This is a genomic window from Buttiauxella sp. BIGb0552, from assembly GCF_004366275.1.
GTDB classification, from domain to species: domain Bacteria; phylum Pseudomonadota; class Gammaproteobacteria; order Enterobacterales; family Enterobacteriaceae; genus Buttiauxella; species Buttiauxella gaviniae.
The window spans coordinates 244,263-258,617 of sequence record NZ_SODY01000007.1 but is presented as its reverse complement, the minus strand read 5'-3'; the positions used below and the strand labels follow the sequence as shown (position 1 = coordinate 258,617).

General features: G+C 49.5%; 17 protein-coding genes. 9 read left to right on the top strand and 8 right to left on the bottom strand.

Going from position 1 to position 14,355, the window contains the following annotated elements; all coding sequences use genetic code 11:
• Positions 1-8: 8 nt before the first annotated feature.
• The 5 genes from EDF88_RS20380 (at position 9) to EDF88_RS20360 (ending at position 2,952) form a co-directional block, all read left to right on the top strand.
• The gene (locus EDF88_RS20380; RefSeq protein ID WP_134186842.1) at positions 9-1,055 is read left to right on the top strand and encodes a RecT family recombinase; all 1,047 of its coding nucleotides are present in this window, start codon (positions 9-11) and stop codon (positions 1,053-1,055) included.
• Between the two features lie 41 nt (positions 1,056-1,096).
• Positions 1,097-1,309 (top strand): TraR/DksA family transcriptional regulator, encoded by a 213-nt coding sequence (locus tag EDF88_RS20375; protein ID WP_134186840.1) that lies wholly within the window; start codon positions 1,097-1,099, stop codon positions 1,307-1,309.
• A 2-nt stretch (positions 1,310-1,311) separates the two neighbouring features.
• A complete protein-coding gene (locus EDF88_RS20370) occupies positions 1,312-1,557 on the top strand; it encodes a DUF4222 domain-containing protein (protein WP_134186838.1) in 246 nt (81 codons plus the stop codon).
• Between the two features lie 68 nt (positions 1,558-1,625).
• On the top strand, positions 1,626-1,898 hold the full coding sequence (locus tag EDF88_RS20365) for an excisionase (RefSeq protein WP_134186836.1): 273 nt from the start codon (positions 1,626-1,628) through the stop codon (positions 1,896-1,898).
• Complete coding sequence (locus EDF88_RS20360; protein WP_115628164.1) at positions 1,867-2,952, top strand: tyrosine-type recombinase/integrase; 1,086 nt, start codon at positions 1,867-1,869, stop codon at positions 2,950-2,952. Before EDF88_RS20365 ends, EDF88_RS20360 begins: the two co-directional genes overlap by 32 nt.
• Before the next feature lie 334 nt (positions 2,953-3,286).
• On the opposite strand, the gene EDF88_RS20355 is transcribed toward EDF88_RS20360, so the two are convergent.
• From EDF88_RS20355 to yobA, 3 genes are read right to left on the bottom strand one after another with little or no spacing between them, the layout of a single operon-like run.
• Positions 3,287-3,631, bottom strand: coding sequence for a YebY family protein (locus EDF88_RS20355; protein WP_134186834.1), 345 nt, complete (start codon positions 3,629-3,631; stop codon positions 3,287-3,289).
• Positions 3,632-3,657: 26 nt separating this feature from the next.
• Positions 3,658-4,530, bottom strand: coding sequence for a copper homeostasis membrane protein CopD (gene copD, locus EDF88_RS20350; protein ID WP_134186832.1), 873 nt, complete (start codon positions 4,528-4,530; stop codon positions 3,658-3,660).
• 5 nt (positions 4,531-4,535) lie between these two features.
• The gene (gene yobA, locus EDF88_RS20345) at positions 4,536-4,910 is read right to left on the bottom strand and encodes a CopC domain-containing protein YobA (RefSeq protein ID WP_064511926.1); all 375 of its coding nucleotides are present in this window, start codon (positions 4,908-4,910) and stop codon (positions 4,536-4,538) included.
• Between the two features lie 148 nt (positions 4,911-5,058).
• On the opposite strand from yobA, the gene EDF88_RS20340 reads away from it, so the two are divergent.
• The 3 genes from EDF88_RS20340 to exoX all read left to right on the top strand — a co-directional run bounded on the left by EDF88_RS20340 (position 5,059) and on the right by exoX (position 6,853).
• Positions 5,059-5,289, top strand: a complete 231-nt coding sequence (locus tag EDF88_RS20340) for a DNA polymerase III subunit theta (protein ID WP_064511927.1) — start codon at positions 5,059-5,061, stop codon at positions 5,287-5,289.
• 131 nt (positions 5,290-5,420) lie between these two features.
• On the top strand, positions 5,421-6,152 hold the full coding sequence (locus tag EDF88_RS20335; protein ID WP_134186830.1) for a carbon-nitrogen hydrolase family protein: 732 nt from the start codon (positions 5,421-5,423) through the stop codon (positions 6,150-6,152).
• A gap of 38 nt (positions 6,153-6,190) precedes the next feature.
• On the top strand, positions 6,191-6,853 hold the full coding sequence (gene exoX, locus EDF88_RS20330; RefSeq protein WP_064511929.1) for an exodeoxyribonuclease X: 663 nt from the start codon (positions 6,191-6,193) through the stop codon (positions 6,851-6,853).
• A 7-nt stretch (positions 6,854-6,860) separates the two neighbouring features.
• Here exoX and ptrB read toward each other — a convergent pair whose 3' ends face one another.
• The 3 genes from ptrB to EDF88_RS20315 all read right to left on the bottom strand — a co-directional run bounded on the left by ptrB (position 6,861) and on the right by EDF88_RS20315 (position 10,176).
• Positions 6,861-8,918 carry an oligopeptidase B gene (gene ptrB, locus EDF88_RS20325; protein WP_134186828.1) on the bottom strand — a complete coding sequence of 686 codons (2,058 nt, stop codon included), beginning with the start codon at positions 8,916-8,918 and terminating at the stop codon, positions 6,861-6,863.
• 92 nt (positions 8,919-9,010) lie between these two features.
• A complete protein-coding gene (locus EDF88_RS20320) occupies positions 9,011-9,709 on the bottom strand; it encodes a tellurite resistance TerB family protein (protein ID WP_064511931.1) in 699 nt (232 codons plus the stop codon).
• Between the two features lie 116 nt (positions 9,710-9,825).
• Positions 9,826-10,176: a YebG family protein gene (locus EDF88_RS20315; RefSeq protein ID WP_134186826.1), complete on the bottom strand. Its 351-nt coding sequence runs from the start codon at positions 10,174-10,176 to the stop codon at positions 9,826-9,828.
• 138 nt (positions 10,177-10,314) lie between these two features.
• Between EDF88_RS20315 and purT the strand changes: the two genes are divergently transcribed.
• Complete coding sequence (gene purT / locus EDF88_RS20310) at positions 10,315-11,493, top strand: formate-dependent phosphoribosylglycinamide formyltransferase (protein ID WP_134186824.1); 1,179 nt, start codon at positions 10,315-10,317, stop codon at positions 11,491-11,493.
• Between the two features lie 154 nt (positions 11,494-11,647).
• Here purT and EDF88_RS20305 read toward each other — a convergent pair whose 3' ends face one another.
• Both EDF88_RS20305 and edd read right to left on the bottom strand, forming a co-directional pair.
• Positions 11,648-12,286, bottom strand: coding sequence for a bifunctional 4-hydroxy-2-oxoglutarate aldolase/2-dehydro-3-deoxy-phosphogluconate aldolase (locus EDF88_RS20305; RefSeq protein ID WP_064511934.1), 639 nt, complete (start codon positions 12,284-12,286; stop codon positions 11,648-11,650).
• A 62-nt stretch (positions 12,287-12,348) separates the two neighbouring features.
• Positions 12,349-14,160, bottom strand: a complete 1,812-nt coding sequence (edd, locus tag EDF88_RS20300; protein WP_134186822.1) for a phosphogluconate dehydratase — start codon at positions 14,158-14,160, stop codon at positions 12,349-12,351.
• Positions 14,161-14,355 lie beyond the last annotated feature (195 nt).

Here is a 14,355-nt window from a genome sequence, read left to right as displayed (position 1 = left end):
AAATGAACATGCAAAACACCAATATCGTAACGGCTGAACAGCAGGCTCCAAATACCATTTCTGCCAGTAACGCCGTATTCAACGTTCAGGCGCTGGGGCAATTGACCTCGTTTGCAGAATTGATGGCTCAATCTGTTGTTACTGTACCAAAGCACCTGGCCGGGAAACCTGCTGATTGTATGGCTATTGTCATGCAAGCCATGCAATGGGGTATGAATCCGTATGCTGTCGCGCAGAAAACACATCTGGTAAATGGTGTGCTGGGTTACGAAGCCCAACTGGTAAACGCGGTGATTTCCAGCTCAAGTGCAATAGTTGGTCGATTCCACTACGAGTATGGCGGTGACTGGGAAAAGATAGCTGGCGTTAAGGATGGTCGTGACGAACTGGGCCTGTTCATTCGTGTAGGTGCCGTTCTACGTGGTGAGACCGAAGTCACCTGGGGTGAAAATATCTACCTCGGAGATATAACCACACGTAATTCACCTCTCTGGAAAACAGCACCTAAGCAGCAAATTGCGTATCTGGCAGTTAAGTACTGGGCTCGCCTGTACTGCCCTGAGGTCATTCTGGGTGTTTACAGCCCGGAAGATATAGAGCAAAAGCCAGAGCGTGAAATTAACCCGGTTCCAGCCCAGCGAGTGAGTCTGAAAGAGATTGCCAGCGACTCAGTGGCCACAACCACCAGCGCGCAGGAATCGACTACAAACATTAATGTCCTGGCTGATGAGTTCCGCGATCGCATTGAAGCTGTTCAAGATGTCGATGCGGCTAAAGCAATTCGTATAGATGTTGAGTCTGCCAAACCTACCCTGGGCAATGCTATCTACACGGAACTGAAAAACAAAGCCGTGGCACGTTATCACCGCGTGGACCATAAGAACCGCATTGAAGCTGCAATTAACTCGCTTCCAAATCCGGGGGAACCTGACGCAGCAGAGCGATTTATGGATGTTGAGCGAGCTCTTAATTCAGCTAAGCGCCACTTAGGCGACGAACTGCACGATCAGTTCACTATCACCCTCGCTGATATGAAACCAGAATACGTTGGCTAACGACTGCCGGGAGGTTACCCCTCCCGCTCAAGGAGTAATTAATGGACATCATTGATAACGCGAGCGAACTGGAAGAGCTGCATCGTAACGCTGCATTGAGTCGTGCCAGATTGAATGAGCACGCCATATCAGCGACTCATTGCCGTGAATGTGATGAAGAGTTGCCGGAGGCTCGCCGGATAGCGATTCCTGGTTGCCAGTTGTGCGCCAGTTGCAAAGAGATTGAGGAGTTGCGCGGGAAAATTCGGAGGTAAATGTGTTCCGGATAATCTACCCAAACACAGTATACGCAGACCAGCACGGAGAGCCCTGCATCATCAGCAGGGCTACCGACACCGAGGTGTTTTACCGCCGTCGTGGCAGGAACTGTATCGCGAGCATGTCCCGCTTCAACCAGGACTTTGAACCGCTGACGCGGGAAGAATCAGAGTTGATTAAACGGGACATTGAGCAGGCCGAACATATAGCGAAATTGCGTGCGCAGCGAGCTGCCGCAGTTTGATTTTGATTTATCAATTTAACGTAGCCCGGTCACTTATAATAAGTGTACCGGTCTGCTGGAGAATAAGTATGGCAAAGCTTCTCAACTTGCAGGAATGGGCCAATTCGATTTACTCCACTCCCCCGTCGCTTTCAACCTTGCGGCGCTGGGTTCGTGAGGGTCGCATTTATCCTGCACCTGAACTCCACGGTAAAGAGTACAAATTAATGCCGGACTCAATTTACGTTGACCCGAGCAAAAAGAACCTTCGCTTAAAACCTAAGCATCGGAAATTACCCGCGACCGGAACACTACTTGAGAGACTGAGACATGACGAAAAGGCCAGTACGTTACGACGCTAATCTGCCGCGTAATCTGACCTTTCGCAAAACAAAGCAAATCTACTCCTGGCGCAATCCGATCACTGGACAAGAAATTTCTCTTGGTAAGATTGCGCGCAAGGATGCTGTAGCCCAGGCCATAGAAGCAAATAACTATCTCGACCAGAACTACCTGCCATCCAGTCTTTTAGAACGAATTATGGAAACGCCTGATTTTACAGTCTCAAAATGGCTGGAGCGGTACTCTGTTATCCTGGAGCGAAGGGAACTAAAACCGAACACTATGAAGGTTCGTCGAAACCAGTTGGCAACCCTTGAAGATGAATTTGGAAACATGCCACTGAATGCGATCACTACTCGCGATATTGCGACCTTCCTGGAAGGATATATCGAGTGTGATAAGAAAAGCATGGCCGTTGCGTTGCGCTCGGTTCTATCTGATATCTTCAGAGAGGCAATAGTAGAGGGGCATATTAGTTTAAACCCGGTGGAACCGACCAGGGCACCGACGCCAAAAGTTAAACGCGAGCGTCTGATCCTTGAACAGTACCAATTGCTGCATTCTACTGCAGAAAATTTTGGAGAATGGGTGCAGCGCGCATTTGAGCTTGCACTTGTAACGGGTCAGCGGCGCGAAGACATCTCCCTGTTTCGTTTTAGTGATGTGCGCGATGATCGCCTGTTTATCGAGCAGCAAAAGACAGGACACAAATTAGCCCTACCACTGGATTTGAAACTTAATTCTGCCGGACTAGTTCTGGGGGATGTTATAGATAATTGCAGGAAGAATAACCCTTCTGACTTTATGCTTTATTCAGCTGTTCGTCGAGGCGGTAGGAAACCTGGTCCGTTGACACCGGATGGATTAACACAAGCATTTGCAGAAGTTCGTAATGCCAGTGGAATAAGTTTCGGGGCGAACCCTCCAGCGTTCCATGAAATGCGAAGCCTGGCGAGTCGTGAGTATGAAAAGGAATATAGCGAGGATTTTGCACAGCGATTGTTAGGACACAAAAATTTAACAATGACTAAAAAATACCTTGATTCGCGCGGGGCTGAGTATGTTATGGTTTAGACTGAATATTGAGTTTTCGGGAAAATTTCGGGATATTTCGGGACTGACCACAAAAAACCTTTATAAATCATATAGATAAAAAAAGACCGAATACGATTCCTATATTCGGTCCAGGGAAATGGCTCTTGGGAGAGAGCCGTGCGCTAAAAGTTGGCATTAATGCAGGCAGACATCGCCTTGCCTTCTAAGAATAGATTACCGGCGCAGGTTTTCCAGTCTGGCGCAAAAGTGTTCAGAAAAAAACTGCGGTTTAGGTAATATTTTAGACAAAAACCGCAATATCCGGTCTACGGTTATTGCGGTTTTTTATTGTTAATTAGTGAGTTATAGCATTTTAGTTACACAACTTCTCAGCACGCTCAATAAATGGAGCAAGACTCTTTTTTTGTCCCGGTGTCTTAGGATCATCAATTTGAATCACGGAGATAGACTGGCCAGTGGTTTTGCCGCTACTCACTTGTTGTTGCGCTACGTCGTTTAACGGGTATTGCATCAAGGTACTTGGGTTGATTGCAAAAAGCGCATGTCCAGGGCGGCAACTTAGCATTACCTCTTCACGGTTAAATGCCCAGTTATCTTTGCCCATTTCAAAACGGCTTACGGTGATAATTTGCGGTGCGGCTAATGCACTACTACCTGTGCAAGCCAGTAATAACAGCGTCAAAATACTTTTTTTCATGAATATCTCTTGAGCTAATAACGTCTTCAGTATGGTTCCCAGGTAGCGAAAATGCTTACAGCAAGGAGCACCACCACCGACAAAATGACTTCCAACCACGTTAACTGGATGAACTGTTTTGTGGCTGTTGGCATACGATTGAATCTCGGCACCAAAAAATAGCGGTTATACAGGGCGATAATAACCATCAAGGCAACAAAGGCAACCTTCACCAACAAGAAGCGCATGTAGTTACTTTCCAGTGGTAATGACCAGCCTAAAATCATCAGGCTGTTGATTAGTCCACTGAGTATTACAGCAGCAACCGCCAGATGCCCGTAACGCGAAAAACGCATCATCGCGGTAATCGCACAGCCCCGCCAGCGCGGTTTTTGAGCCATGCGCATGCACATCAAAAGCGGCAGTAATCCGCCAACCCACCAGCCAGCGCTAAGAAGATGCACTGCATGATTTATGCGTTGTAAGCCACCGACAATCCCTTCACGCATCGCGGCATGCCCGACACCTGCCAACAAAATAAGTTGTGCCGCCGCAAGGATCATTAGCATGGATTGCAAAGGGCGCGGTTTGAGCAACAACACTACCAGTGTCACCACACTCAATAATATCTGCCACAACCAGATGGACCCAAAGCTCGTGCCAAGAACCGCCAGCCAAATCTGGGGATTAATGACATCTCGCCAACCACTGCCCATCATCCCAGCCTGAGCACATAACAACAATATTGCGCTTAGCAACGTCATCCAAACGGCAGAATGCCATTGCCATTTTAGTCGGCGAATAAGAACCGGTTTAAACGCTTGAGGAGCAAGCAATGAGCATGAGATGGTACTGCCAAGCAGCACCATTAATGCAGTAAAATGAATAAATCGCAGCGCGATATAGAAACCTGATAGCATCCGGCTTACTTCACCGAGAAGTGATACTTCCCTTTAGTCTTATGTCCGTCAACGGATACTACATGCCAATCAACCTGGTAATCACCCGGTTTCATAGCCTCATCGACTGGAACAATAAGCTGCTTATCATCTTTTTCGTTGCGCTTAGCCGTACCAGTCTTCACGACTGTTTGCTGTGGCCCGGTGAGCGTAAGTCCGCTAAAATTCGCTTCAACTCCTTCAGAGAAATTAAGGGTAATCGCCTGCGGCGCAGCCGTTACCGCAGCATCTGCCGCTGGATATTGATGCTTTAGATGCGCATGCGCGAAAGCTGAGCTGGAAACGGTAAGTGCGGTAAAGAGAGTGGCGATGGTAATGAGACGAGTTCGGGTGAAAGCCATATCAACTATTCCTTTTTCTTATTCGAGACGGCAAAAGGATAACCTTGAGCCCAGGTTAAGTCGAGATGAGAACAGCTATCAATGAATGTAAAAACTTGTCATCACGGATATCAACAAGTACCTTTGCGGCAAAAAATAGGAGGCCAATATGAATTACAATCTTGCTGAATTACCCCAGGACGAAATGGATAAGATCAACGTCGATCTTGCGGCTGCTGGCGTAGCATTTAAGGAACGCTACAATATGCCGGTGATCGCTGAAGTGGTAGAACGCGAGCAACCGGCGCATTTGCGTGACTGGTTCAGAGAAAGACTGACTGCTCATCGACTGGCTTCAGTCAACTTGTCCAGACTGCCGTACGAACCTAAAGTGAAATAAATCTTATCCACACTAAACTTCCTGACAAAAATGGTGTTAAGATTTTTCCCGGTTTATATATCTAAACACAGGAATTACTTGTTGCGGTCATAGGATGATGGCCGTTGGGTAGATTGATTAAGGAAGAACGTATGCCTGTCTGGAATGTTGCTGCGGCGCAGTATGGCGCCACACCCGATGACCTCGATGCGAATATCACACATCATTTAGATTTTGTTCACTGCGCGGTTGCTGAACGAATAGATCTGCTGATTTTCCCCGAACTTTCACTCACCGGTTTTAACATTGAAAACCATCACGTTTACGCCCTTCCCTTCTCCGATGAACGCCTGAATCCTTTGCAAGCTGCCGCCATAAAACACCAAATGACTATTGTCGTGGGTCTACCCTTGCGCAGTGAACAAAGTGTATCTCCAGGATCAGTGGGTTTTTTGCCTGATGGTTCCCGAGTTGCCTGTTGCAAACCACAAACCTGCGATATTGATCTCTCCGATCAACACACGCCATTGGTAGGTTTGCAAAACCGTAGCGTGGCAATGGGTTTTAGCACCGACAGCGATGAAGAAACCTGGCCGCGTAGTGCAGCTGAAATGGGTGCAAGTCTCTATGCCACGGGGAAATTCATTAATGAAATCAGCTACCAGAAAGATGAAATGTATCTGCAACGCTGGGCCCATAAATACAATTTGCCCGTTTTATTAGCTAACCACGCGTTTTCTACCGGCAAATATCGGTCTGCGGGACGTAGCGCTTGTTGGGACGATCGCGGTGAATTAGTTGTTCGCGCCGATCATGGCGAGCTACTTGCAGTTGGAAGACGTGATGCAAAAGGTTGGCACGGTGAAATCATTCCATTACGCTAGCGCATTAATAAAATACGCTAAGGCTTGATGGAGTATATATGCTGCGCATTATTGATACTGAAACCTGTGGTCTACAGGGTGGCGTGGTAGAAGTTGCCTCTGTCGATATCGTCAATGGCAAGATTGTTAATCCGATGAGTGACCTGGTACGCCCGGATCGTCCTATTAGCTACCAGGCGATGGCTATTCACAAAATTACCGAAGAGATGGTCGCGGATAAACCGTGGATCGAGGATGTTATTCCACGCTATCACGGCAGCCCATATTATGTCGCTCATAACGCCAGTTTTGACCAGCGAATGCTGCCTGAACTGCCCGATAGCGAGTGGATTTGCACGGTAAAACTGGCGCGTCGTTTATGGCCAGGTATCAAATACAGCAATATGGGTTTATATAAATCCCTCAAGCTGGAAGTTGAAACACCTGCCGGGCTGCATCATCACCGCGCGCTGTTTGATTGCTATATCACCGCTGCTTTACTGATTCGCATTATGGATGAGTCAGGCTGGACGCCAGACCAAATGGTGACCATTACAGGTCGTCCCGCACTTGTGAAAACCATGGCATTTGGTAAATATCGCGGCGAACCGATTGCAGAAATTGCAGATAAAGATCCGGGCTATTTACGATGGATGTTGAATAACATCAAAGAATTAGCACCGGATCTTAGAATGACATTAAAGCATTATCTCGAGGATTAGTAACAACCTACCCCGCCCGCCCTGGTAAAGTTCCTTGTGCCAGGGCTATCAAGAAAGCGAACTCCAGAGCCACGCCTTCGTAAGATTTAAATCTGCCCGATTTCCCACCATGCCCTGAGTCCATATCAGTACATAGCAACAGCAAATTATCATCGCTACGTAATTCACGCAGCTTTGCGACCCACTTGGCAGGCTCCCAATATTGCACCTGGGAATCATGTAGTCCGGTGGTCACCAGCATGTGCGGGTAGGCTTGTTCGGTGATTTGATCGTACGGGCTGTAATGTTTGATGTAGTGGTAATACTCAGGGTCTTGCGGATTCCCCCACTCTTCAAACTCGCCGGTCGTGAGTGGAATGGACTCATCGAGCATCGTCGTTAACACATCAACAAATGGCACCTGCGCAACAACACCGTGGAAGAGCTCTGGACGCATATTAATTGCGGCCCCAACCAGTAAGCCACCTGCACTCCCGCCCATCGAATAGAGCAAGTTTTCGTTGCCGTATCCCTGTTTAAGCAAGCTATCACAGACATCCAGATAATCATTGAAGGTGTTCATTTTCTTCAGGTACTTACCATCTTCATACCACTGCTGGCCGAGTTCGCCACCTCCTCGTACATGTGCAATGGCATAGACGAATCCTCGGTCTAGCAGGCTTAAACGGCTGCTGCTGAAATCCGCATCCATGCTGCTTCCGTAAGAGCCATAGCCATATACCAGCAAAGGGTTTTTCCCTCGCTGGAAGTGGTCGCGGTGGTAGACCAGGGAAACCGGCACCTGCACACCATCACGTACGGTGACCCATAAATGTTCGCTGCGGTAATGGCTGGCATCAAAACCCGCCACTTCGGTTTGTTTAATCACGCGCCGCTCGCCGGTATCCATATCCAGCTCAAACAATGTATCTGGCGTGGTCATTGATGAGTAACCGTAACGCAGACGAGAAGATTCCGGTTCCGGGTTATGTCCAAGCCAAGTGACATAAGCAGGGTCATCAAAAGCAATTCCCGTCACTTCTCGAGTTTTGCGATTAATTTGCCGCAGGCTGGTCAGCCCTTGCTGACGCTCCTCAACCACCAGCCAGTCAGTAAACAGGGTAAAGCCTTCCAGCATCACCTGCTCACGCGGCGGGATCAGCTCTTCCCATTGGCTTTCATCGCGTACTTTTGTACGGTACAAACCAAAGTTTTTGCCTGCACGGTTAGAGCGGAGATAGAAATGATGCTGATAGTGATCAAGAGTGTATTCGTGGTCTTTGCGGCGCGGTGCAAAGATCTGCGGTTGCGCGTCTACCAGTTCAGCATCGAGCAACAACACTTCGCTGGTCGTGGCACTGCTGAGGTAAATCAGCACGAAGTGCTTCGACGTGGTTTTATGGACGCTGACATAAAACATTTCGTCTTTTTCTTCGTAGACTAATTCATCTACGGAGGATGGATGCCCCACCGTGTGGCGCCAGACCTGATACGGCAATAACGTTTTGGGATGCTTGCGGACGTAATAAAGCGTGGCGGAATCATTCGCCCAGACAAAACTACTTTCGACATTATCTAGCACTTCCGGGTACCAGTTCCCGCTTTCCAGATTTCGGAAACGCAAGCCGTACTGGCGACGAGAAAGAAAATCTTCAGCCAGTGCCATGACGGTGTTATCAGGCGTAATACTCATGCCGCCCATGGTGTAAAACTCGCTATGGGCAGCTCGGCGATTACCATCTACCAGCGTGCTCCACTCTTCCCACTCCTCCGACACCACAGACTGGCGCTGATAAATAGCGTATTCATTACCGGTTTCGAAAACCTGGCGATAGCGATAGCCATTTTGCGTGTAAGGTGCAGAAATATCACGCTGGGGGATACGGTCGATCATCTCTTTGAGCAGGCGTTCTTGTAACGCCTGCTGCGTACTCATGATCTGATGACCGTAGTCATTCTCCTGATGAAGATAATCAAGCACCTGTGCATCAGAACGCTCATCATCGCGCAGCCAGTAATAGTTATCGATGCGGGTGTCACCATGCATGGTCATGGTGTGGGGGATTTTTTTTGCTTTTGGTGGCATGTCATTTTTCTTTTTGAGTTAACACCCTGTAAGGGTGGCAAATTCAGACAGCCTTGCAAGCGTAACGTGGGATTTTAGGGAAAATGCCGGGATTAACCCGGCAGATTTAGTTTCTGCTGCTGAATATCTTGTTCGATGCCTTCGCGTACATCCTGAGGAATTTTTAGCGCATCGCCGAGCGCATTGAGATAACTGCGCTCCATAAAGTGGTCGATGTCGATTGCAGCACAGCTCAGGAAGTAAAGCTCCAGCGCTTCTTCTTCATTATTAACGCCTTCGACGAGGCGTTGCGGATCAAGAGGTTGATCGATAGCTTGCTGAATTAGATTACGCCCCGGCCCTTCGATACCGGCATCACGTAGTTGCTGCTCGATAATCTGACGCTCTTTATCATCAATATGACCATCGCTTTTAGCCGCGAAAACCAAAGCGGTAATCAGGCGCTCCGTACGAACATCGACAGGCGAAGTTTGCTGCCCAAACTGCGGCTCACCCTGATGGGCTTCACGCACTCGGTCTTTATATTTGTTCCACAGTACGCTTCCCGCAACCGCACCACCACCGACCAATAACGCGCTGGTGCCGTACTTTGTCAGTAGTTTCCGTGACGATTTGCTCGCCAGCAGCAAGCCCGCTAACCCGCCCAGTGCGCCAGGCACCAGTAACTTACTCAGCCCCTGAGAATTGTTTCCCTGAGGAGTTTGTGAGGATTGATTCTGACCAGTGTGATTCTGGATGGATTGCGTCGCTTGCCCCAGCATAGACTGAAGCTGCTGTAACCAATTGCTCATTAGAGACACCCTTTGTGAGAACTTAACATCTGAGGTTAAGCCAAAGGCTGTCAAGAAGTGTCTGATTAGGCTAAAGATGAGAAAAGAACCGCGCCGGTAACCCGACGCGATAAAACTTATGCAGCTTTAGTGCGTTTACGCGGGTGTTCAGCCACTTTATCGTCTGCAACAGACTCTTCAGCGTTATCGGCTTCATCTGCGGCTTCACCGGCAGTTTCAGTACTTTCAAGGTCCGGAAATTTACCGCTTTTCAGCACGCTGGAAAGCACGTCTTTGTTTTCTGCCATCCACATAGCCAGCACATCGCTTTGCCCTTCTTCGAAAGCAACAGGGCTGTGTACGAGCCACTCGCTCAACACTTCTGCCAGATCGAGCATTTTGTCGTAGGCGTCTGCATCTTTTTTACTGGCAAAAGACATTTTTTCTTGCCCCTCTCGTACAACAACGTATTTGATTTCAACCGCCATTTTGCAGCTCCGGTTTAACTGTTTATTTAAACAGTGTAATGATATTACCCCTGTATCGCAAGTGGGAAAATCGCTGCGTACGCAAACGTTTTCGTTTATAATCCGCCGGTCTATTTTCTCCGTTCGGGTATACAGATTATGTCAATTTTGGGAACAGCGCTTCGTCCATCAGCTACACGAGTCATGTTGTTAGGGTCAGGCGAATTAGGAAAAGAAGTGGCGATTGAATGCCAGCGTCTTGGTCTGGAAGTTATCGCAGTAGACCGCTACGCCGATGCCCCCGCTATGCATGTTGCTCACCGCAGCCATGTCATCAATATGCTGGACGGTGCCGAGCTTAAAAAACTGGTTTCCGTAGAAATGCCGGATTTCATCGTTCCCGAAATTGAAGCGATCGCAACAGACATGCTGGTTGAGCTTGAGCAGCAAGGTCAGTGCGTGGTGCCTTGCGCGCGCGCAACCCAACTGACCATGAACCGCGAAGGTATTCGCCGCCTGGCCGCAGAAGAACTTGCTCTGCCGACCTCCAGCTTCCGCTTTGCCGATAATGAAGCTGCATTTTTACAGGCAGTTGTAGAAATCGGCCTGCCTTGCATCGTTAAACCGGTGATGAGTTCTTCTGGCAAAGGGCAAAGTTTTATTCGTACAGCCGACCAGTTAGCGAAAGCGTGGGAGTACGCTCAGGAAGGCGGTCGCGCAGGTAAAGGCAAAGTTATTGTCGAAGGTGTGGTGAATTTCGATTTTGAAATCACCCTGCTGACGATTAGTGCTGTCGATGGCGTGCATTTCTGTGCCCCAATCGGCCACCGCCAGGAAGATGGTGACTATCGCGAATCCTGGCAGCCGCAACAAATGAGCGATGCCGCTCTTGCCCGTGCGCAAGAAATTGCTGAAAAAGTGGTGAAAGCGTTGGGGGGTTACGGTTTGTTTGGCGTCGAACTTTTCGTGTGTGGCGATGAGGTTATTTTTAGTGAAGTCTCCCCTCGCCCGCACGACACCGGCATGGTGACGATGATTTCTCAGGACGTTTCCGAGTTTGCATTGCACGTCCGCGCTTTCCTCGGCTTGCCGATTGGTGACATTCGCCAGTACGGCCCGGCAGCTTCTGCGGTGATCCTTCCAGAATTGAGCAGCGACAACGTGCAGTTCGGCAATGCGGGTGCCGCAGTGGGCGCAGGTTTGCAAGTACGTCTGTTCGGTAAGCCTGAGATTAACGGTAAACGCCGAATGGGTGTGGCACTGGCAACGGGTTCCAGCGTGGAAGATGCCATTGCACGTGCTATCGCTGCAACCAAAGCCATAATCGTCAAAGGATAAAAAAAATCCCCGCTCATCTGAGCAGGGATTCAATAACACGAATCATTCGAGTCGTAGGAAGGCGGCAAGAGAACGAATCCCCGGGAGCATAGATAACTATGTGACCGGGGTGAGTGAACGTAGCCAACGCATCTACGGCTCGAAGGATGACGTGTTATTTCGCGCCTTCGACAGCTTCACGGGCGAGAGTAGTAATGCGATCGTAATCGCCAGCTTCCAGCGCGTCTGCCGGAACCAACCATGAACCACCGATACACAGCACGCTTTTCAGCGCCAGGTAGTCACGGTAGTTAGCCGGTGTGATACCGCCAGTTGGGCAGAAACGAACCTGAGAGAATGGACCTGCGATAGCTTGCAGCGCTTTGGTGCCGCCATTTGCTTCAGCCGGGAAGAATTTGAATTCTTTCAAGCCGTAGTCCAGACCCAGCATCAGTTCAGAAACAGTGCTGATACCTGGGATCAATGGAATGGAGCCTTCGGTTGCTGCTTTCAGCAGTGGCTCGGTCAGACCTGGGCTGATGGCGAACTGCGCGCCAGCTGCGGTCACTTCTGCCAGTTGCTCTGGGTTCAGTACGGTACCCGCACCAATAATCGCTTCTGGTACTTCTTTAGCGATTGCACGGATTGCGTCCATTGCGCATGGAGTACGCAGAGTCACTTCCAGAACGCGCACGCCGCCAGCAACTAATGCTTTAGCCATTGGTACTGCGTGTTCCAGTTTGTTAATTACGATAACCGGGACAACCGGTCCTGTTTTCAGGATCTGTTCCGCAGTAGTTTTCCAGTTTTTCATCTCAAGCCTCTTCAACCAACTTTATAATTCGTTTCCAGCGCAGCAAGTGCTGCATCCGGTCCTTAAAATTTAATGCAGGTCGCGCCCTGTTCCGCGCCAGATAACTGCTCGCGTAACGCGCTAAATAGTTCACGGCCGGTTCCAACACGATCCGCGCTGAGATCCGGGTGGTATGCAGTGCGTTTTTCCAGCTCGGCATCATCGACCAGCAATGTCAGTTCACCCGTTTGCCCGTTGACGCGAATCATATCGCCATCACGGACTTTTGCCAGTAGCCCACCATCATAAGCTTCTGGGGTAACATGGATAGCAGAGGGCACCTTACCTGAAGCGCCCGACAGCCGTCCATCAGTGACTAACGCTATTTTGAAACAGCGGTCCAATAATACCCCAAGTGGCGGCATAAGTTTATGTAATTCTGGCATGCCGTTAGCTTTTGGCCCTTGATGGCGGACAACAACCACGCAATCACGGTCAAGATGGCCTGCTTCGAAAGCCGGTAAAACGTCATGCTGGCTTTCGAAAATGACCGCAGGCGCTTCAATAATTTGGTTTTCTACTGGCACCGCAGAGGTTTTCATTACCGCACGACCCAGATTACCGCTGAGGACTTTCGTGCCGCCATGTTTAGAGAAAGGTTTTTCGAAGGTCGCGATAACATCAGTATCGAGCGCGGTTGTTGCGCCTTCACGCCATGCCAACTGACCGTTATCCAGCCACGGTTCCATGGTGTAGTGATGCAGACCAAAGCCCGCAACGGTGTTGACATCTTCATGCAGCAAACCGCCTTTGAGCAATTCGCGCATCAATACCGGCACGCCGCCCGCCGCCTGGAAGTGGTTAATGTCCGCAGGGCCATTCGGATACAGGCGAGCCAATAATGGCACCACATCAGAGAGATCAGAGAAATCATCCCAGTTGATGATAATCCCCGCCGCACGCGCCATCGCCACCAGGTGCATAGTGTGGTTGGTGGAGCCGCCTGTCGCAAGCAAAGCAACAATGCCGTTCACGACCACTTTTTCATCAATCATTTTGCCGATCGGCATCCACTCGTTGCCGTTTCCGGTCAGACGCGTCACCTGCCGTGCTGCCGCGGCAGTCAATTCATGGCGCAGAGGGGCATCCGGGTGAACAAATGAAGAGCCTGGCAACTGCATACCCATGAACTCAACTACCATCTGGTTGGTATTGGCAGTACCGTAGAATGTACAAGTACCCGGTGCGTGGTAAGAAGCAGCCTCAGATTCCAGAAGCGCGATGCGATCCACTTTGCCTTCAGCATAAAGTTGGCGAATACGTACTTTTTCTTTATTCGGTAAACCGCTAGCCATTGGACCTGATGGCACAAATACCGCAGGCAGATGACCAAATGACAACGCCGCCATGGTTAAGCCCGGGACGATTTTGTCACACACGCCGAGGTACAGTGCACCATCGAACATATTGTGAGACAGGCCAATTGCCGTAGACATCGCAATAATTTCGCGGCTGAGCAATGACAGTTCCATGCCATCCTGTCCCTGCGTCACGCCATCACACATGGCCGGAACTCCACCTGCAACTTGCCCTACCGCGCCAACGGAATGCAGCGCTTTACGAATCTGGTCAGGGTAATGCTCATACGGCTGGTGCGCGGAAAGCATGTCGTTATAGGACGTAATGATCGCAATGTTGTTACGCAGCATGCTTTTCAGCGCGGCTTTATCTTCTGGCTGGCAGGCGGCAAAACCGTGTGCCAGATTGCCACACGCTAATTCAGAGCGATGTACGGTGTTCGACTTCGCTTTTTCAATCCGTGCCAGGTAGGCTTCACGGGTTTGGCGGGAGCGTTCAACGATGCGTTGTGTTACGCGTAACAAATTAGGATTCATAACAAGTCCTCATAAAGTGGCTGCCGTCGCTGTGGGCAGGTGGTCGACGTTACCGGCTCTTTTCTCTTCTCGTGAGGCGGCAATCCGTACCATCAGGGCAAAATCGCTTCAGCTAGTGTAAATAAAAAAGCCCTGCTGGTGAATCCAGTCAGGGCTTTTAAATTAAAAAATTTGCACCACTTTGGTGTTAGATCA